Origin of the sequence: Sulfitobacter marinus (genome assembly GCF_900116285.1) — a bacterium.
GTDB lineage: Bacteria > Pseudomonadota > Alphaproteobacteria > Rhodobacterales > Rhodobacteraceae > Sulfitobacter > Sulfitobacter marinus.
On record NZ_FPAJ01000004.1, the window covers coordinates 282,710 to 300,976 of the forward strand.

The following is an 18,267-nucleotide window of genomic DNA, read 5'->3' on the forward strand; positions in this document are numbered from 1 at the left end:
TCAGGACGACATATGAAACACCTTCTTAAACTTTCAGGTCTCATGGCCGCCTTTTCCGCCGTCCCCGCATGGGCGCAGGAGAACCTTCGCATCGACGGCCTCGAAATCATCGGGGAACCGGTTGACGGGGAAATGGGCTTTCAGCCAGCGGTAACCCGCATTGCACAAGATATCCATGATTTGGACTATCTGATTTTGGTAATCATCACGCTGATTACCTTGTTTGTAACGGGGCTGATCCTTTGGGTCGCGGTCCGCTACAACAAGAAACGCAACCCGACTTCGGCATCCTTTACGCACCACACGCCGGTTGAAATTGCGTGGACCATTGCGCCGATTTTGATTCTCGTGCTGATCGGTGCCTATTCGCTGCCGATCCTTTTCCGCCAGCAGGAAATCCCGCAGGCTGATCTGACCATCAAGGCTATCGGTAACCAGTGGTACTGGTCTTACGAATATGTCGACGAAGGTTTCGGCTTTGACAGCTACATGATCGGTGCGCCGGCTTTGGGCGGTGAAAACCGTAAAACACCCGAGGTCGTCGCCGAGCTGGAAGCCGCAGGCTATACCGAGCAGCAGTTCCTTTTGGCCACGGACACCGCCGTCGTGATCCCCGTGGGCAAGACAATTGTTGTTCAGGTCACAGGGTCTGATGTGATCCACGCTTGGGCCATTCCAGCATTTGGTGTGAAACAGGATGCTGTTCCGGGCCGTCTGGCCGAAACATGGTTCACCGCTGAGAAAGAAGGCGTGTACTTTGGCCAGTGTTCAGAACTGTGCGGCAACGCGCACGCCTACATGCCGATCACGGTCAAGGTTGTCTCCGAAGCCGCATACGCAGAATGGCTGAACGAGGCGAAAGCGGAATACGCAGGTATTGCACAGCCTTTGACCGTCGCTTCGAAGTAACTAAATGTAAGATGCCGGGGCGCGCTGCGTGGCCCGGCCCTTCCGTATTTGAGTTTTTGACATGTCAGACACGAGCACAACCACCTCTGGCGACTATGAGTCGCAGCTGGGCGACTATTTCGCACTGCTGAAGCCGCGCGTGATGCAGCTGGTCGTTTTCACGGCGCTGGTCGGTATGTTGGCCGCGCCGGTATCCGTGCATCCTGTGATTGGATTCGCGTCGATCTTGTTCGTGGCGATTGGCGCTGGTGCGTCTGGTGCTTTGAACATGTGGTGGGATGCGGATATCGACGCAATCATGCGCCGCACCGCAGGGCGCCCGATCCCGTCAGGGCGCGTCCAGCCGGGCGAGGCCTTGGCCATAGGTGTCGCGCTGTCTGGTTTGTCGGTGATGATGCTGGGGCTGGCCGCGAATTTGCTGGCCGCGGGCATGCTGCTATTCACAATTCTGTTCTACGCTGTTTTCTACAGCATGTGGCTGAAGCGCGCGACGCCGCAAAACATCGTCATCGGTGGGGCTGCTGGTGCGTTTCCGCCTGTCATTGGCTGGATCATCGCAACGGGCAGTTTCTCGGTCGAGGCGTGGCTGATGTTCGCGCTTATCTTCATGTGGACGCCGCCGCATTTCTGGGCGTTGGCGCTGTTCATGCGCAATGATTATGATGATGCCAAAGTGCCGATGCTGACCGTAACCCATGGCCGCACCTCTACGCGCCGTCATATCCTTGCCTATACTGTTTTGCTGGTGATCCTTGCGATTGGCACGGGTTTCACATCAATCGGCGGGCCGATCTATCTGGCAACAGCAGTTGTGTTGAATGTGCTGTTCTTGATCGGTGCGGTGAAGATTTGGAACCGCAACGAGGATGACAGCGAGGCCGATAACTTCCTGGTCGAACGCAAGTTTTTCAGATTGTCGCTGTGGTACCTCTTTTTGCACTTCGGTGCGATTTTGGCCGAGGCCACATTGCGGCCCTATGGGCTGGGAGGGTGGTCATGAGCATTCGCGCTGAGCACGAGCTTCACAGCCGGCGTCGTGGCCGCAATCTGGGAATTGGTCTGATGTTGGGCGCTTTCGTCCTTCTGGTGATGGCCCTGACCTTTGTTAAGATTACCAATATTGATTTTGGTGATTTGCCCGGTGGGGCCATTCAGACGCAGGAGAGCAACTGATGGCCATGTCCGGCCCAGCAAAAACCGTAGCACAGACCGTATCAGTGGTCCTGCTGATGGGCGGGCTGGCTTGGGCGTCGGTGCCGTTCTACAATTGGTTTTGCAAGGTTACCGGGTTTGGTGGCACGCCAGGCCAGGTCAGCGCCAATGCCGGTGATGTCTTGGATCAAACGATCAAGGTCCGGTTTGACGGCAGCCTGAATCAGGGCATGCCGTGGCAATTCAAACCTGCCGTAACAGAGATGGAGCTGCGCATCGGTGAAACGGGTCTTGCCTTTTATGAGGCCTATAACCCGACCGATAAACCGGTCGCCGGGCAGGCGTCATACAATGTCACGCCCTATTCGGCAGGCCCATTCTTCGAGAAAATCGAATGCTTCTGCTTTACTGAACAGGTGCTTGCCCCCGGTGAGCGTGTTCAGATGCCGGTAAGCTTCTTTGTCGATCCAGAAATCGTCACGGACCTTGATGGCAAGTATGTACATACGATTACACTATCTTATACCTTCTATGAGATTGATCTGCCCGAGGGATATGCCGCCCTTGACCAAGGCAGCCAGACAAACCTGAATTAGGAAAAGGTGAGGGACGCCACCATGGCCCATGAAAAAAACCACGATTACCACATTCTAGCGCCCTCGACATGGCCGCTGCTCAGCTCTTTGGCGGGTTGTGCCATGCTGGCTGGCATCGTTTTCTGGATGCACGACATTACACCGTTCGTGTTCTTTGCTGGTTTGGCGGGCGTGTTGTACTGCATGTTTGGCTGGTGGTCCGAAGTTGTGGCCGAAAGCAAGATTGGTGACCACACCCCGGTTGTCCGCATCGGTCTGCGCTATGGCTTTATTCTGTTCATCATGTCCGAGGTGATGTTCTTTGTTGCGTGGTTCTGGACCTTCTTCAAAGAAGCCCTGTACCCGATGGATGCTTTCCCGGGCTCGACCTATGTGCAGCCCGATATCATTCCGGTTGACGCATTCCACCTGCCGCTGATCAACACGCTTATTTTGCTGCTGTCCGGCTGTGCGGTCACATGGGCGCACCACGCTTTGGTGCATGAAAACAACCGCAAAGACCTGGTCACTGGCCTGGCCGTCGCAATTGGTCTGGGTCTTATGTTCACGGCGTTCCAAGCCTACGAATACTATGAGCTGCTTGCCCATGACGATTGGACCTTTGGCGGTGATCTGTTTTTCTCCAGCTTCTTTATGGCAACCGGCTTTCACGGCTTTCACGTGATTATCGGCACGATCTTCCTTGGCGTGTGTCTGATCCGCGCAATGCGGGGCGATTTCACGCCTGAGCAGCATGTCGGGTTCGAAGCCGCTGCATGGTACTGGCACTTTGTTGATGTGGTATGGCTGTTTCTTTTCTTCGCCGTCTACATGTGGGGCATCTAAACGCTCCGCCTGCTTGCAAACCGGCAGGTAATCACTAAAAGCAACAGGCGCGTAAGGGGGAACCTTGCGCGCCTTTGTCTTGATGTTGCCCCGGTGGTAACCAACCACAAGAGAGCCGTATGCGCCGCACGCTATTCCTGCTGATTATCGGCCTTGGGGGGGCTGCTATCCTGATCTCGCTTGGGTTCTGGCAGGTACAGCGGCTTGCTTGGAAGCAGGCAATCATCGCTGATATAAACGCGCGTATCACTGCTACACCTGTTGCACTGCCTGAAACCGTTGCCCCCCAGACCGATGCCTACCTGCCGATTGTCGCTGATGGCGTCATGGGTGATGGTGAAATTCACGTGCTGGTTTCGCAAAAGGACATCGGTGCCGGCTACCGCATTATCGCGCCGTTCCAATTGCAAGACGGTCGGCAGATCATGGTCGACCGTGGCTTCGCCCTTGCCGCAGATAAGGACGCTGAGCGCGCCATCGGACCAGCTACGGTCATTGGCAATCTGCAATGGCCCCAAGAGACCGACGGCTTTACCCCTGCGCCGGACATGAACGCCAACATCTGGTTCGCCCGCGATGTCGATGCAATGGCCGCTCAGTTACAAACCCTGCCGATCTTGCTGGTGGCACGGTCGAGCTCTCTGCGCGCGCCGGGGGTAAGCGCCCTGCCTGTTGATACGGCCCGTATCCCCAATGATCACCTGCAATACGCGATCACCTGGTTCTCTCTTGCCGCCATCTGGCTTGGCATGAGCCTATTTTTCCTGCGCCGCCGTGGCGCATCCAAAGTCGAAAGCTGACCTTTCTTATGCGTTATGTATCTACTCGTGGATCTGCCCCCATTCTCAATTTCGAAGAAGCGTTGCTAACCGGCCTTGCCCGTGACGGCGGTCTTTATGTGCCCGAAACGATCCCGACCTTATCACGCGAAGGCCTGACCGAGATGGCGACGATTTCCTACGAAGACGTCGCATTCAAAGTGATGCGCCCCTTTGTCGGTGACACGTTCACGGATGACGAATTCAAACAGTTGATCGCCAAAGCCTATGCCGGGTTCAACCACACGGTCCGTGCACCATTGGTGCAGTTGGATCAGGGGCATTTCCTGCTGGAGCTGTTCCACGGCCCTACGCTGGCCTTCAAAGATTTTGCCATGCAGTTGATCGGCCACATGTTTCAGGCGGTTCTGTCGCGCAAGGGCGAGCGCGTGACCATCGTGGGCGCGACCTCTGGCGACACAGGGTCGGCCGCGATCGAGGCATTTCGCGGTTTGGATAATGTCGATGTGTTTATCCTGTACCCGCATGGCCGCGTGTCCGACGTGCAGCGCCGCCAGATGACTACACCATCGGAAAGCAACGTACATGCCTTGGCACTGGACGGGGATTTTGACGATTGTCAGGCCCGCCTCAAGGATATGTTCAACGACCATGAATTCCGCGACAGCGTAAAGCTGGCTGGCGTGAACAGTATCAACTGGGGCCGTGTGCTGGCGCAGGTTGTTTACTATTTCACCGCGGGGCTGGCGATGGGCGCGCTGGATCGCAAGGTCAGCTTTACCGTTCCAACGGGCAACTTTGGCGACATCTTTGCGGGCTACATCGCGCGCGAAATGGGGCTGCCGATTGCCGATCTGGTGGTGGCGACAAACCAGAACGACATTCTGCACCGCTGCCTGACGACGGGCGGTTATCACAAGGGCGATGTCCATCCCTCAATCAGCCCGTCGATGGATATTCAGGTCAGCTCGAACTTTGAGCGCGCGTTGTATTTCGCCTATGGGCAGGACAGCGACGCGATCAATGGTTTGATGGCCGATCTCGCGAATGGTGGCTTTGACGTGGGCGACAATGCCTTGCGCGATCTACAAAACACCTACAAGTCTGACCGCGTGTCGGAAGAGGAAACATCGGCCACGATCAAAGAGTTTTATGCCAACACCAACGAATTGCTGTGCCCGCATTCCGCCATCGGTGTTCGCGTTGCGCAAGCGCTGCGTGACCCGGCGACACCGATGATCACATTGGCCACCGCACATCCGGCGAAATTCCCCGACGCGGTCGAGGCGGCCACAGGCGTGCGCCCCCCATTGCCGCCGCATATGGCTGACCTGTTCGAGCGTGAGGAACGTATGACGCGTGTGCCCAACGATCTGGCCGCCCTCAAGGACATCATCAAAGGGGGCATCGCCCAGTGAGCCTGCAACATCACCGCCTGTCCAACGGGTTTCGCATCGTGACCGAGCATATGCCCGGTCTGGCTTCGGCCTCCATCGGGGTGTGGGTGACGGCGGGTGCGCGTCACGAAACGCCAAAACAAAACGGCATCGCGCATTTTCTTGAGCATATGGCGTTCAAGGGCACGGCAAAACGCACGTCCCTACAGATCGCCGAAGCGATCGAGGATGTTGGCGGCTATATCAACGCCTATACCTCGCGCGAGGTGACGGCCTATTACGTGCGGGTGCTCGAGAACGATGTGGCTCTTGGGTTGGATGTGATCGCCGACATTCTGCGCAATCCGATTTTGGACAAGAACGAGATCGAGGTCGAGCGTGGGGTAATCTTGCAAGAGATCGGCCAGGCATTGGACACGCCCGATGACGTGATTTTTGATTGGTTGCAGGAAGAGGCCTATCCTGATCAGCCGTTGGGTCGTACCATTCTTGGGCCCCAAGAACGCGTTTCGAATTTCACACGCGATGATCTGTCTGGATTCATCTCGCAGCATTACGGGCCTGAGCAGATGATCTTGTCTGCCGCCGGTGCCGTCGATCACGACGAGATCGTGCGCCTCGCCGAGCAGTTGTTTGGCGACATGCCGGCAAAACCGCTGTTCGATGTGAACGCCGCAAGATTTGCAGGCGGAGAAGTCCGCCATATCAAACCGCTTGAGCAGGCCCATTTTGCCCTTGGTTTTGAATCGCCGGGCTACCGTGCCGATGATATCTATGTCGCGCAAATCTATGCATCCGTGCTGGGCGGCGGCATGTCGAGCCGCCTGTTTCAGGAAATCCGTGAGAACCGCGGGCTATGTTATACGATCTTTGCCCAAGCGGGGGCCTATGCCGACACCGGTATGACGACGATCTATGCGGGCACCAGTGGTGAACAACTGCCGGAACTTGCGGGCATCACTATAGATGAGATGAAGCGCGCGGCGTCAGATATGACCCCCGCCGAGGTCGCCCGCGCCCGCGCGCAGATGAAAGCCGGGTTGCTTATGGGGCTGGAAAGCCCGTCAAACCGCGCCGAACGCCTTGCGCGACTTATGCAGATCTGGGACCGTATCCCTCCCTTGGAAGAAACCATTGCCCAGATCGACGCGGTTACCACAGGCGATGTACGTGATTTTGCGCAGCAGATGGCATCAACCGCGCCGGCCGCCTTGGCCCTATATGGTCCGGTAGAATCAGCACCAACCCTAGAGGCGCTGCAAGAGCGGCGCGCCGCCTGATGTTATTGGCCAAACGGAAACTCGCGATTGAGACAGAGCGGCTGACCTTGCGTCCTCCGGTTCATTCCGATTTCCGGCCTTGGGCCTCTTTGCGGGCCGACAGCATTGATTATCTCACCGGGTGGGAGCCCTCTTGGGCCAGTGATCATCTGTCGCGTAAGTCGTTTACCAACCGGGTGTATTGGGCTTCGCGGTCAGTGGCGGCGGGCACGGCGCTGCCGCTTTTTCTGATCCGGCGCAAAGACAATGTGCTGATCGGGGCCATCACCCTTGATAACATTCGCCGCGGGCCCGCGCAGGCTGGGACGCTTGGCTATTGGACTGGCGAAAGGTTCGCGCGCCGTGGGTATATGCGCGAAGCGATCGAGGCCACGGTACATCATGCGTTTACGCGGCTGGACCTCAGCCGGGTCGAGGCGGCCTGCCTGCCTGAAAACGTCGCATCGCGCGGGTTGCTGGAAAAGACAGGCTTCAAATACGAGGGTGTCGCGCAAAGCTATCTGCAGATCGACGGCCGTTGGCGCAATCATGTGCTTTATGCCCAACTACGTAGTGACCGGCGTGGCAAGACTGCTGCGGGATAGTCTTGCCGCCACTATCGGGCAAAAATAAAGGGGGCCAAAGCCCCCCTTACCTCATCCTAATTCAAACGGTTTTTTTACCGGCGGCGGTCGCGGCGTGCGCTCATCGGTTGGAAAGCCACGCCAACATGGGCTTCGCAATAGGGCTTGCCTTGTTGAACGGGCAGACCGCAGAACCAGAAATCATCTGTCGCAGGGTCGCCAACCGGCCATTTACAGGTCCGCTCAGTCAGTTCCATAAGGCCGATTTTCTTCGATTTCTTTTCGATCTCGCTCACCTTGGCAAGAGCCTCGGGGCTGATCTCATTGGCTGAGGGTTGCGGCGGCAGCGGCTGACCGGCTGGAATGATCTTGGCACGTGCTGGCAGGTTGGGCCGTGGCGCGGGTGCAGCCTCGACTTCTTCCTCTTTAGGCTCGGCCTTTGGCTTTGCAGCAGCCTTTGCGGCTGGCTTGGGCTTGGTCTCTGCTTTGGGGGCAGCGGCGGCGGGGGCTGCGGCCCCAGTCGTCGTGCGGTTCGACAGGCCCAGGCGATGAACCTTGCCAATAACGGCATTACGGGTGACGCCGCCCAGCTCTTTTGCGATCTGGCTGGCAGATTGGCCCTCGCCCCACATTTTCTTTAGTATTTCTACGCGGTCATCAGTCCAAGACATTTGGCGTCCTTAGCTAAAAAGCGGCCCAACCCGGACCGCTTTGGAAAATCTCAAGCCCTTATACTAATCACTGACAGCTTGGGTGCAAGCGGCGAAGCGGAATTTGACCGGCTTGTGTTCCCAACCGGTGCCAAAAACCACATCAAAATCGTTCGCTTTGCCGTGATAGGGCCAAAAAGTGGAGGGGCGGTAAAGTTTTGCTATGCAATAAGGGCCGCTTCCATTAACAAAGCTGAATGATCAATTGCGTAGCACATATATCGCGACGACGCCAAAGCTGACCTAGCTTCGCTATCCCTATCAAGGGATGTGTTTGATCATATGCGGTAATAATCCGCAAAACCCCTTAAAATCCATTGACCCTTTCCGCCTCGCGTGGCCTTTTGTGGCTTTGATGCGGCCAACCCCACAAGGATGATCCCGATGATCCCATCTGTTCTGCCGACCTATTCCCGTGCGCCCCTTAGCTTTGTCAAAGGCGAAGGCAGCTGGTTGATCGAGGAAGACGGCCGCCGATTTCTGGATTTGGGGGCGGGTATTGCCGTAAATGCATTGGGCCATGCTCACCCTGCGTTGGTCGCTGCCCTGACAGAGCAGGCGGGCAAACTTTGGCACACGTCGAACCTTTACCAAATTCCTCAGCAACAGGCGCTGGCCGATAAACTCGTTGATCTTAGCTTTGCCGACACGGTGTTTTTCACGAACTCAGGCACGGAATCCTGCGAGCTGGCCGTGAAAATGGCGCGTAAGTATTTCTATGACAAAGGACAGCCCGACCGGGTGGAGATTATCACTTTCTCCGGCTCGTTTCATGGCCGTTCCTCTGCGGGTATTGCGGCGGCGGGCTCTGAGAAAATGACCAAAGGGTTTGGCCCGCTTTTGCCGGGGTTCAAGCATCTTGAGTTTGGTGACGAAGACGCCCTGAAAGCGGCGATAACAGATACCACAGCGGCGATTATGATCGAACCGATCCAAGGTGAAGGCGGCATTCGCTCCGTGCCGGACCAAACCCTGAAAGACATGCGCGCGCTTTGCGATGAACATGGCATCCTGCTGATACTGGATGAGGTACAATGCGGCGTTGGCCGCACAGGCAAACTTTTTGCGCATGAATGGGCAGGGATCACACCTGATATCATGATGGTTGCCAAAGGCATCGGTGGCGGTTTCCCCTTGGGGGCTGTGCTGGCCACCCAAGACGCGGCGTCTGGCATGACGGCAGGCACCCACGGATCGACCTATGGCGGTAACCCACTGGGGTGCGCCGTCGGCAATGCGGTCATTGATATTGTCGGCGACCCGGCCTTTCTGGCCGAGGTGAACCGCAAGGCTGGCATGATCCGCCAAAAGCTCGAAGGTCTCGTCGCCAATCATCCTGATGTCTTCGAATCCGTTCGGGGCAACGGGCTGATGCTCGGTCTGAAATGCAAAGCAACGAACAGCGATGTGGTCGCTGCGGGTTACAAACACGAGGTCGTCACCGTACCGGCTGCCGACAATGTGATCCGTTTGCTACCGCCTCTGACAATCACCGATGAAGAGATCGCCGAAGCGATCGCGCGGCTCGATCAAACCGCCAGCAGCCTGACCTCTGCCTGATCTTCATTTTGCCAAATAAACTCCGGGGGGTTCGGGGGGCTGGCCCCCCGTCCTTTCAAACAGAAGAATTACCTATGCAAAATTTTCTCGACATTCACCAAACCGACGCTGCTGATCTGCGCGATATCATCGATAATGCCGCCACAATGAAGGCCAATCGCCAAGGCCGTCCGCGCGGCGCAGCCGACGATGAACAGCCGCTCAAAGATCATATGGTCGCGCTCATCTTCGAAAAACCATCTACCCGTACGCGCGTCAGTTTTGATGTCGGTGTGCGCCAGATGGGCGGCCAGACCATGGTTCTGTCCGGTACCGACATGCAGCTGGGCCACGGCGAGACGATCGCCGACACAGCGCGCGTGTTGTCACGCTATGTCGACCTGATCATGATCCGCACCTTCGAAGAAGCAACCCTGCTGGAAATGGCCGAATATGCAACGGTGCCGGTTATCAATGGGCTGACCAACCGCACCCATCCATGCCAGATCATGGCTGATATTATGACCTTCGAGGAACATAGCGGCCCGATCAAAGGGAAAAAGGTCGTCTGGTCCGGTGACGGCAACAATGTCTTTGCCAGCTTTGCCCATGCGGCCAAAAGCTTTGACTTTGAGCTGGTCTTTACCGGCCCGCCGACCCTGGATCCCGAGGCTGCGCTGGACGGTCTGTACACCACTGAACGCGACCCGAATAAAGCAGTCGAGGGTGCCGATCTGGTGGTCACCGATACATGGGTTTCGATGCATGACCCGCAATCCGCGCGGGAACGCCGTCACAACCAATTGCGCGGGTATCAGGTCAACGACGGACTGATGTCCAAGGCCAAACCTGACGCCTTGTTCATGCATTGCCTGCCAGCCCATCGCGATGACGAGGTGACAAGCGCTGTCATGGATGGACCCAATTCCGTGATTTTTGACGAGGCTGAAAACCGGCTACACGCGCAAAAATCGATCATGCGCTGGTGCTTGGGTAAGTAATGGAAACCCCATCCTCCTTGCATATGCAGGGGGCGATGGGGTGTTACTTTATGCGCCATAATAGGCCGCAGGGTAGGGGATGCAGAACCTGACCGCAGCCAGGCGTTAGTGAACGAACTTGGTCAGTACGATAAAGATCAGCGCAGACATTGCGGCGGCAGCTGGAACGGTGATCACCCAAGCGGCAATGATCGTCATGAAATGAGACCGTCGAACCAGCTTACGGCGGCGGCGTTCTTCAACGGCAATCCGTTTGACCCGCACAACGTTGGCACCCGCCCCGCGCAAGCGCCGCTCCATATGCCATTCGCGGTAAAAGCCCACGCCGAAAACGCCGCCCACAGCGATATGGGTAGAACTGACGGGCAGCCCCAGCCAGGACGCCACAATCACCGTGATGGCCGCAGACAATGCCACGCAATAGGCGCGCATCGGGTTCAGCTTGGTAATCTGACTGCCGACCATGCGGATCAGTTTCGGCCCGAATAAGAACAAGCCAAACGAAATGCCGAAGGCCCCAATCACCATCACCCAAGTGGGAATGGAAACCTTGGCCTCAAAACCGCCAAACTCGGACGCATGGACAATCGCCGCCAAGGGTCCAACCGCGTTCGCAACATCATTGGCGCCATGGGCAAAGCTGAGCAAAGCGGCAGAGAAAACCAGTGGCAGGCCGAATAATATCTTGACCGACTTATTGCGGTTTTCCATCCCCACAGAGGCGCGGATAATCGCCGGCCGCGACACGGCATAGGCCACGATTCCTAGAACCAAACCGATAAACAGCGCCATACCCATGTCGATATGTACGATCTTTTTCAGACCTTTAAGCGACAGATAGGCGGCAAAAACTCCGGCCATCACGCCAACCAAAATCGGAACCCAGCGGCGTGCCGCGGCGATTTTGTCTTCTTGGTACAGGATTTGCGCCTTGATGAGCGCCAGAAACCCTGCGGCGATGACCCCACCCAAAACCGGCGAGATGACCCAGCTTGCGGCGATCATGCTCATCGATGACCAGTTAACCGCCGAAAGCCCAGCCGCCGCGATGCCTGCACCCAGCACGCCGCCAACGACCGAATGGGTCGTGGACACCGGCGCGCCGACCCAAGTGGCCAGATTCACCCAAAGCGCGGAAGAGATCAGCGCGGCCATCATCGCCCAGATGAACACCTGCGCATCTGCAACCGATGTCGGGTCGATGATCCCCTTTGAGATGGTCGATACGACATCGCCCCCTGCCAGCAATGCGCCCGCACTTTCGCAGATCGCGGCAATCAAAATGGCACCGCCCATGCTTAGTGCTTTGGCACCGACGGCGGGGCCCATATTGTTGGCGACGTCGTTGGCCCCAATATTGACGGCCATGTAGGCCCCAAAAGCCGCAGCGGCGATCACCACATAGGTTGAGGAGGAATAGCCAAAGAAGATGCCAGCAGAAAGCGCGGCAAACACGATGAACACCAGTGCAATTCCGAAGCCGACCATCGGACGGGCGGCATAGGTTGCGGCTTGTTCCACCCGTGAAATACGGTGCAGGTCAGTGTCCAGCGTCTTCCATTGCTGGCCTTTTGGCGCGTCACTCATGGCTGCTCCGATCAATACGATTGGCGCGTCCTGCCAGAAACAGGGCTGCTACACAAGTCTGCACTGAAAGGCTGGAACCAAGGTCAAAGCGCGCGAAGAATGTCTTGCAAATCGGGTTCGTCCACAAGCTCTGCCGCTTCAGCAGGTGCAAACCATTTGCGCGTGCGTTCGTTTACCTCCGGGTATTCGTCCTCGAGGTTGCGCACCCGCGTCAGGTAAACTTGCGCATTCACCGGCGTTGTCAGCCCATGATCCAGACGCTTGTCATAATCGTAATATCCGATTGGGCTGCTTTCGATATCGGCCTTCGAAACACCCGCCTCTTCCCAGGCTTCTTGCAGGGCTGCCTCTGCACCATCAAGACCATCTACCGGCCAGCCCTTCGGCACGATCCAGCGTCCTGTGTCACGACTTGTGATCAGCAGCACTTGTTTACCCTTGGGGGTTTCGCGATAGCATAACGCGGCCACTTGTAGCCGTTTTGGCCGCTGCCACATAGGAAGCAACATTTCATCCCATGCGCGTTTAAAGACGTGCATCATTCTAGTTCACCTGCCAATAGAGTTTTTTGTTATTATTCCTAAATAGTAAACGAATTTGTAAAAGGAATCAATTTCTTAGGATTTGCCCCCTTGCGGTCGCGCGCTGTGCATTCCACTTTGGCCGGGCTTTCTTGAAAAGGATATAGTCATGAATAACCGTGAAACCAGTGCCGATATCGGGGTTTTCGGATTAGGCACAATGGGCAGCGCGCTCGCGTTGAACCTTGCGGAACATGGTTTCAAGGTTGCGGTCAGCAACAAGGAAGCGGAGTGGATCGGCCCGTTTATTGCTGCATCCGGCCCGCTGGCGGGTCAATTTACCGGCGCTGCTGATCTGGCCGAATTTGTAGGAGCGGTTTCGCGCCCTCGAAGCATTCTATTTATGATCCCGTCGGGCGCGCCAATGGATGCGATGATTGACGTGATTTTGCCACATCTCGACAGCGGTGACACGATCATTGACGGCGGCAATGCTGATTTTCACGATACCCGCAGGCGGTCCATCACTGTTGAGAAGACCGGATGCCATTTTGTTGGCATGGGGGTTTCCGGCGGCGCCGAGGGTGCCCGGCATGGCCCGTCGATTATGGTCGGAGGCACCAAGGAAAGCTGGCAACATCTGCGTCCCATGGTCGAAGCCATAGCTGCCAAATTCGAAGGCGCGCCTTGCGTCGACCACCTTGGCCCGGACGGTGCAGGCCATTTCGTCAAGACGGTGCACAACGGTATTGAATACGCCGACATGCAAATGATCGCCGAAGTCTATGGCATCCTGCGGGACGCAGGGGGGCAAGAGGCTGCTGACATCGGGCGTCTGTTTGAAAGCTGGCAAAATGGCCCGCTAAGCTCTTACCTGATCGAGGTTTCGGCGGCGGCTTTGCAAACGACTGATGCTGTCACGGGCGGCCCGCTTGTCGACGTGATAAAGGACCAAGCTGGCCAGAAAGGCACCGGCCGCTGGACATTGATCGAGGCGCTGAAACTGGGCCAATCTGCCAGCACAATCGAGGCCGCGGTCGGCGCGCGTGGCTGGTCGAGCGAAAAGCAAACCCGCCAGCTTGCCGAGCCGCTGTTGGCGGCGAGCCCCCAAACGGCATCAGTGCCCGATGCAGATGACCTGCAACAGGCGTTGCTGGCCGCGCGCATCATCGGCCATGCGCAGGGATTTCGTATTTTAGCGGCAGCCTCTGACGAATTCGCGTGGGACTTGGACATGGCGCGCATATCCGAGATCTGGCGCGCAGGGTGCATTATCCGTTCGGCCTTGTTGGATGATTTTGCGAGCGCATTCCGCAGCGAATTGCCCGCTGGCGAGCTGACCCTCGCCCCTGCTATTCGGGATATGCTGGACGGCTCAATCGGGGCTTTGCGGAGAGTCGTTGCGGCGGCTGTGCTGTCCGGCGTGGCAGTGCCTGCACTTGGTGCAGCTTTGGCGTGGTACGACAGCATCAGACGCGGGCGGGGCACTGCCAACCTGATCCAGGCGCAACGTGATTTCTTTGGCGCGCATGGGTTTGAACGTCTGGATCAAGATGGTCCGCATCACGGTGATTGGGCACCAATCGCCAAAACCTAACCGGCGAAGGGGTCTACGGGATACCCGACATGGGACAGATACAAACCATGTGGCGGCGATACCGGTCCGCAGGCCTGACGGTCGCGGGCCTCAAGCATGGTTTTGACGTCGTCGGGGCGTAAAGACCCTGCGCCGACGCGTTCTAACGTGCCAACAAAACTGCGCACTTGGTTGTGCAAAAACGACCTCGCGCGCACATCGAAATGCACCTCGGGCCCTGCAGGGGTATCCACCAAGTTCATGTCCAGACGATCAACGGTTTTGACAGGCGTCATCGATTGGCAAATTGTCGACCGAAATGTTGTGAAATCATGCTGACCCAGCAAATGGCTCGCCCCCTCGCGCATCGCATCCAGATCGAGCGGCTTTTTCACATTCCAGACCAGCCCCGCCTGAAAGGTCGCTGGCGCGCGGCGCATAAGGATACGAAACAAATAGCGCCGTTCCTGCGCGGAAAAGCGGGCGTGGAATGTGTCATCTACCTGCACACAATCAACAATCGCCACCGGGTGCGGCTTCATATGATAGTTTAACGCTTCGGACAGCCGGAACGGGGTCCAGTCGCGCTCCATATCGCAATGGGCGACCTGTGCCGTTGCGTGAACGCCTTTGTCGGTGCGGCCCGCCGCCGCAATATTGTGGTCGCGCGGCTCGATCTTGGCCAGTGCAGCCTCGATCACGCCCTGAACCGAGGGCACGTCGTTCTGGCGTTGCCACCCGTGAAAGGGTTCGCCGTGGTATTCGATTTTCAGGGCATAGCGATACATGGCGGGGGCTTAGCGCGGGTGGTGTCTTCTGGCAATCCCTGCACCCCGTGCTTATGTTCACTTTCAACAGTAAGGTAAGGGCGGGCGCAGGCTTTGGTACTCTCTAGAATTGCCGATGGTATTTGGCGACAGGTGGAAAACGTTCAGGACGGCGTGTCGGAAACGTTTTTTGAACCGGTTATCCGTCTGGGCGTCACCGGGCTGGCGCGATCAGGCAAGACGGTTTTTATCACATCGCTGGTGGCAAACCTGCTGGACCGGGGCCGGATGCCGGGATTGCTCGCCGCCTCTGAGGGGCGGATCGAGGCCGCATTTTTGCAGCCGCAACCCGACGATACCGTGCCGCGTTTTGAATATGAGAACCACCTTGCCGCTTTGACAGGCCCCACGCCTCATTGGCCCGAAAGCACCCGCGCGATATCGCAGCTGCGCTTGTCCTTGCGTGTGCGGCCAAATGGCTTGCTCGCTGGGTTTCAGGGGCCACGCACAATCCACTTGGACATTGTGGATTACCCGGGCGAATGGCTGCTGGATTTGGCGTTGCTGGATGTAGATTATGCACAATGGTCCGCGCAGGTTTTGCAGCGGATCGAAGGGCGCGACGAGGCGGAGGCCTACCGCGCTTTGGTCGCAGACACGGATGCGCAGGCGGCGCTTGATGAACCCACCGCACAGGCACTTGCCGCGAGCTTTGCCGGATATCTGCAGGCCGCGCGGGCCAATGGCTATTCCGATTGTACGCCGGGACGATTTTTGCTGCCCGGTGATCTGGCCGGATCGCCAGTGTTGACCTTCGCGCCATTACCCGGCGAGGGTGGCCCCCGTGGATCGTTGCTGCGCGAAATGGCACGGCGGTTCGAGGCGTATAAACGCAAAGTCGTGCAGCCGTTTTTCCGCGACCATTTTGCCAAGATCGACCGTCAGATTGTGCTGGTCGATGCGTTGGGCGCGATCAATCAAGGCCCCCGTGCCGTCGAAGACCTGCGCGCCGCAATGACCGAAATTCTGAGCAGCTTTAGACCCGGGCGCAACGGCTTCCTGACGCAAATCCTGCGCGGGAAACGCGTCGAGAAAATCCTGTTCGCCGCGACCAAGGCCGATCATTTGCATCATTCTCAACATCCCAGCCTGACCGCGATTATGGAGGCGTTGACCCGCGACGCCCGAGACCGTGCGCGGTTTGCGGGGGCGGCGACCTCTGCCATGTCGTTGGCGTCCTTGCGGGCCACGACCGAAGCGTCGATGCAGCATGATGGTGAAACTTTGGATGTCGTACGCGGCAGTCTGCTTGAGACCGGAAAAGAGGCGGCGTTCTATCCCGGTGAGCTGCCTAAAGACCCCGCGTATCTGCTGAGCCCCGCGCGGGCGGGGGCAGAAAAATGGCTGGATCAGGATTACAAAATCATGCGTTTTGCCCCGGCGAAATTGAACCTGCGCCCCGGCGACGGGCCCCCACATATCCGGCTGGACCGCGCGGCAGAATTTCTGATCGGAGACCGGTTGTGACCACATTGCGTTTGGCACGCGACTTGGATGCGGGGGCCGTGGGCGCGATCCTGTCGGAATTCGTAGACACGTCAGACTGGATGCCGCGCATTCATACCCGCGCCGAAGATATCGCCCATGCGGCGCGCATGATTGATTTGGGGCGGGTCCATGTGGCTGAGGAAGACGGCGCAGTTGTCGGTTTCTGCGCGAGAAATGGTGAGGATTTGGACGCGCTATATGTAGCGGCAAAAAATCGCGGGCAAGGTATTGGCAAAGCCCTGTTAAAGCATGAGAAGGCCGCGGTGGACCAGCTGGAACTATGGACATTTCAGGCCAACGAAGCGGCCCAGCGGTTTTATCTGCGCCACGGCTTCATTGAGGTGCAGCGCACGGATGGCAGCGGCAATGATGAACGCTTGCCGGATATTCAATACGAATGGCGACGGGAGACTGTGTGATGGCCAAAGGTCCGGTATTATTTGACCTGGAGGAAGACGCGGCACCGCGCCCGTCTGTGTCTGAAGCCCCGCCCGTGCCAGATGCCGGCGCGCCCGCGCCGCAAGGCCAAGCGATGCAAATCGCAGCGCGGCTCGGGGCGCGGAAACCGTCGAAACTGGTCAAGCTGTTCTGGTGGTTGCTGACGGCGTTCATCGGGGCATTGGTGTCGATTTCGGCATGGAACTTTATCGCCGGTCTGATGGCCAGTTATCCGGTGGTCGGGCTTGCGATGAGCGTGTTGATTGGCGCGTTGCTGCTGGTGGTCGCATTGCTGTGCCTGCGCGAACTTGCGGCGTTCAGCCGGTTGGCGCGGCTGGACGGATTGCATCACGACGTTGGCGAAGCGTTGGCGCAGGATAATTTGAAAGCCGCGCGGTCGGTGACGGATCGGCTGGTGGGCCTTTATCAAGGGCGCGAGGATACCCGCTGGGGTCGCGACCGTTTGGCTGAGTTGCGAGCAGATCAACTGGATGCGCAAAGCCTGCTGGCGTTGACCGAGGCTGAATTGCTTGGCCCGCTGGACATCGCCGCCAGCCGGGAGGTCGAAGCCGCAGCGCGGCAGGTGGCGACAGTGACCGCATTGGTGCCACTGGCGCTGGCCGATGTGGCCGCTGCCCTGACCAGCAACCTGCGCATGATCCGCCGTATCGCCGAAATCTATGGCGGTCGGTCAGGGTTCTTTGGGTCATGGCGGCTGACCCGGGTGGTGATGTCGCATCTGGTGGCCACCGGCGCGGTAGCTGTGGGCGATGACATGCTGGAACCGATCCTTGGCGGGACGGTTCTGGCCAAGCTGTCGCGGCGCTTTGGCGAGGGGTTGGTCAACGGTGCGTTGACCGCACGGGTTGGTGTTGCAGCCATGGAGGTGTGCCGCCCGATGCCGTTTTCGCCGGTGCGCAGACCCAAGGTGCGAAGCATTATCAAGCGGGCCTTGTCGGGTTTGTTCGGCAAAGGATCGAAGACTGAGGTTTGATCGGTGCGCCGGATTGGGGCGCTGCCCCAAACCCCGGGATATTTAAGAGCCAGAGAACAAGGGGCGTAGGGGCTTGTCGCTTGTG

At 57.8% G+C, this 18,267-nt stretch carries 19 protein-coding genes; 15 read left to right on the forward strand and 4 right to left on the reverse strand.

Translation table 11 applies throughout. The features are described from left to right. Positions 1-12 precede the first annotated feature (12 nt). The 9 genes from coxB (at position 13) to BM347_RS12910 (ending at position 7,522) form a co-directional block, all read left to right on the forward strand. Entirely contained in the window at positions 13-909 is an 897-nt protein-coding gene (coxB, locus tag BM347_RS12870; RefSeq protein ID WP_093916872.1) for a cytochrome c oxidase subunit II, read from the forward strand. A 61-nt stretch (positions 910-970) separates the two neighbouring features. Then, positions 971-1,909 (forward strand): heme o synthase, encoded by a 939-nt coding sequence (gene cyoE, locus BM347_RS12875; RefSeq protein WP_093916873.1) that lies wholly within the window; start codon positions 971-973, stop codon positions 1,907-1,909. Further along, the gene (locus BM347_RS12880; protein WP_093916874.1) at positions 1,906-2,082 is read left to right on the forward strand and encodes a cytochrome C oxidase assembly protein; all 177 of its coding nucleotides are present in this window, start codon (positions 1,906-1,908) and stop codon (positions 2,080-2,082) included. The genes cyoE and BM347_RS12880 overlap by 4 nt, the downstream gene beginning before the upstream one ends. Beyond that, complete coding sequence (locus tag BM347_RS12885; protein WP_093916875.1) at positions 2,082-2,657, forward strand: cytochrome c oxidase assembly protein; 576 nt, start codon at positions 2,082-2,084, stop codon at positions 2,655-2,657. The genes BM347_RS12880 and BM347_RS12885 overlap by 1 nt, the downstream gene beginning before the upstream one ends. Before the next feature lie 21 nt (positions 2,658-2,678). Continuing rightward, positions 2,679-3,482, forward strand: a complete 804-nt coding sequence (locus tag BM347_RS12890; protein WP_093916876.1) for a cytochrome c oxidase subunit 3 — start codon at positions 2,679-2,681, stop codon at positions 3,480-3,482. Between the two features lie 119 nt (positions 3,483-3,601). Next, a complete protein-coding gene (locus BM347_RS12895; protein WP_093916877.1) occupies positions 3,602-4,282 on the forward strand; it encodes an SURF1 family protein in 681 nt (226 codons plus the stop codon). A gap of 8 nt (positions 4,283-4,290) precedes the next feature. Then, positions 4,291-5,679 carry a threonine synthase gene (gene thrC / locus BM347_RS12900; RefSeq protein WP_093916878.1) on the forward strand — a complete coding sequence of 463 codons (1,389 nt, stop codon included), beginning with the start codon at positions 4,291-4,293 and terminating at the stop codon, positions 5,677-5,679. Next, on the forward strand, positions 5,676-6,938 hold the full coding sequence (locus BM347_RS12905; RefSeq protein WP_093916879.1) for a M16 family metallopeptidase: 1,263 nt from the start codon (positions 5,676-5,678) through the stop codon (positions 6,936-6,938). The genes thrC and BM347_RS12905 overlap by 4 nt, the downstream gene beginning before the upstream one ends. Then, positions 6,938-7,522, forward strand: coding sequence for a GNAT family N-acetyltransferase (locus tag BM347_RS12910; protein ID WP_093916880.1), 585 nt, complete (start codon positions 6,938-6,940; stop codon positions 7,520-7,522). Before BM347_RS12905 ends, BM347_RS12910 begins: the two co-directional genes overlap by 1 nt. Before the next feature lie 74 nt (positions 7,523-7,596). Here the strand turns inward: BM347_RS12910 and BM347_RS12915 are convergent, their stop codons facing one another. Further along, positions 7,597-8,172, reverse strand: a complete 576-nt coding sequence (locus tag BM347_RS12915) for a GcrA family cell cycle regulator (protein ID WP_093916881.1) — start codon at positions 8,170-8,172, stop codon at positions 7,597-7,599. A gap of 423 nt (positions 8,173-8,595) precedes the next feature. Between BM347_RS12915 and BM347_RS12925 the strand changes: the two genes are divergently transcribed. Further along, positions 8,596-9,771, forward strand: a complete 1,176-nt coding sequence (locus BM347_RS12925) for an aspartate aminotransferase family protein (protein WP_093917077.1) — start codon at positions 8,596-8,598, stop codon at positions 9,769-9,771. Positions 9,772-9,845: 74 nt separating this feature from the next. Beyond that, positions 9,846-10,751 carry an ornithine carbamoyltransferase gene (gene argF / locus BM347_RS12930; RefSeq protein WP_093916883.1) on the forward strand — a complete coding sequence of 302 codons (906 nt, stop codon included), beginning with the start codon at positions 9,846-9,848 and terminating at the stop codon, positions 10,749-10,751. Positions 10,752-10,856: 105 nt separating this feature from the next. Here argF and BM347_RS12935 read toward each other — a convergent pair whose 3' ends face one another. After that, complete coding sequence (locus BM347_RS12935) at positions 10,857-12,338, reverse strand: inorganic phosphate transporter (RefSeq protein ID WP_093916884.1); 1,482 nt, start codon at positions 12,336-12,338, stop codon at positions 10,857-10,859. An 83-nt stretch (positions 12,339-12,421) separates the two neighbouring features. Further along, positions 12,422-12,880 (reverse strand): NUDIX hydrolase, encoded by a 459-nt coding sequence (locus tag BM347_RS12940; protein WP_093916885.1) that lies wholly within the window; start codon positions 12,878-12,880, stop codon positions 12,422-12,424. 148 nt (positions 12,881-13,028) lie between these two features. Between BM347_RS12940 and gndA the strand changes: the two genes are divergently transcribed. Further along, entirely contained in the window at positions 13,029-14,456 is a 1,428-nt protein-coding gene (gene gndA, locus BM347_RS12945) for an NADP-dependent phosphogluconate dehydrogenase (RefSeq protein ID WP_093916886.1), read from the forward strand. On the opposite strand, the gene truA is transcribed toward gndA, so the two are convergent. Continuing rightward, positions 14,453-15,223 carry a tRNA pseudouridine(38-40) synthase TruA gene (gene truA, locus BM347_RS12950; RefSeq protein ID WP_093916887.1) on the reverse strand — a complete coding sequence of 257 codons (771 nt, stop codon included), beginning with the start codon at positions 15,221-15,223 and terminating at the stop codon, positions 14,453-14,455. The genes gndA and truA overlap by 4 nt on opposite strands. A gap of 93 nt (positions 15,224-15,316) precedes the next feature. Here truA and BM347_RS17700 point away from each other — a divergent pair, with 93 nt between their 5' ends. From BM347_RS17700 to BM347_RS12965, 3 genes are read left to right on the forward strand one after another with little or no spacing between them, the layout of a single operon-like run. Then, entirely contained in the window at positions 15,317-16,729 is a 1,413-nt protein-coding gene (locus BM347_RS17700; RefSeq protein ID WP_093916888.1) for a YcjX family GTP-binding protein, read from the forward strand. After that, positions 16,726-17,169 carry a GNAT family N-acetyltransferase gene (locus BM347_RS12960; RefSeq protein WP_245764267.1) on the forward strand — a complete coding sequence of 148 codons (444 nt, stop codon included), beginning with the start codon at positions 16,726-16,728 and terminating at the stop codon, positions 17,167-17,169. The genes BM347_RS17700 and BM347_RS12960 overlap by 4 nt, the downstream gene beginning before the upstream one ends. Further along, entirely contained in the window at positions 17,169-18,182 is a 1,014-nt protein-coding gene (locus BM347_RS12965) for a YcjF family protein (RefSeq protein WP_093916890.1), read from the forward strand. The genes BM347_RS12960 and BM347_RS12965 overlap by 1 nt, the downstream gene beginning before the upstream one ends. The last annotated feature ends 85 nt before the right edge of the window (positions 18,183-18,267 follow it).

Bases quoted from the DNA above. Each gene is read 5' to 3' on its own strand.
- BM347_RS12910 (WP_093916880.1), top strand. From the start codon at position 6,938: ATGTTATTGGCCAAACGGAAACTCGCGATTGAGACAGAGCGGCTGACC.
- BM347_RS12885 (WP_093916875.1), top strand. From the start codon at position 2,082: ATGGCCATGTCCGGCCCAGCAAAAACCGTAGCACAGACCGTATCAGTG.
- cyoE (WP_093916873.1), top strand. From the start codon at position 971: ATGTCAGACACGAGCACAACCACCTCTGGCGACTATGAGTCGCAGCTG.
- BM347_RS12915 (WP_093916881.1), bottom strand. From the start codon at position 8,172: ATGTCTTGGACTGATGACCGCGTAGAAATACTAAAGAAAATGTGGGGC.
- coxB (WP_093916872.1), top strand. From the start codon at position 13: ATGAAACACCTTCTTAAACTTTCAGGTCTCATGGCCGCCTTTTCCGCC.
- BM347_RS12940 (WP_093916885.1), bottom strand. From the start codon at position 12,880: ATGATGCACGTCTTTAAACGCGCATGGGATGAAATGTTGCTTCCTATG.
- BM347_RS12965 (WP_093916890.1), top strand. From the start codon at position 17,169: ATGGCCAAAGGTCCGGTATTATTTGACCTGGAGGAAGACGCGGCACCG.
- BM347_RS12890 (WP_093916876.1), top strand. From the start codon at position 2,679: ATGGCCCATGAAAAAAACCACGATTACCACATTCTAGCGCCCTCGACA.
- gndA (WP_093916886.1), top strand. From the start codon at position 13,029: ATGAATAACCGTGAAACCAGTGCCGATATCGGGGTTTTCGGATTAGGC.
- argF (WP_093916883.1), top strand. From the start codon at position 9,846: ATGCAAAATTTTCTCGACATTCACCAAACCGACGCTGCTGATCTGCGC.
- BM347_RS12935 (WP_093916884.1), bottom strand. From the start codon at position 12,338: ATGAGTGACGCGCCAAAAGGCCAGCAATGGAAGACGCTGGACACTGAC.
- truA (WP_093916887.1), bottom strand. From the start codon at position 15,223: ATGTATCGCTATGCCCTGAAAATCGAATACCACGGCGAACCCTTTCAC.
- BM347_RS12895 (WP_093916877.1), top strand. From the start codon at position 3,602: ATGCGCCGCACGCTATTCCTGCTGATTATCGGCCTTGGGGGGGCTGCT.
- BM347_RS12925 (WP_093917077.1), top strand. From the start codon at position 8,596: ATGATCCCATCTGTTCTGCCGACCTATTCCCGTGCGCCCCTTAGCTTT.
- BM347_RS12880 (WP_093916874.1), top strand. From the start codon at position 1,906: ATGAGCATTCGCGCTGAGCACGAGCTTCACAGCCGGCGTCGTGGCCGC.
- thrC (WP_093916878.1), top strand. From the start codon at position 4,291: ATGCGTTATGTATCTACTCGTGGATCTGCCCCCATTCTCAATTTCGAA.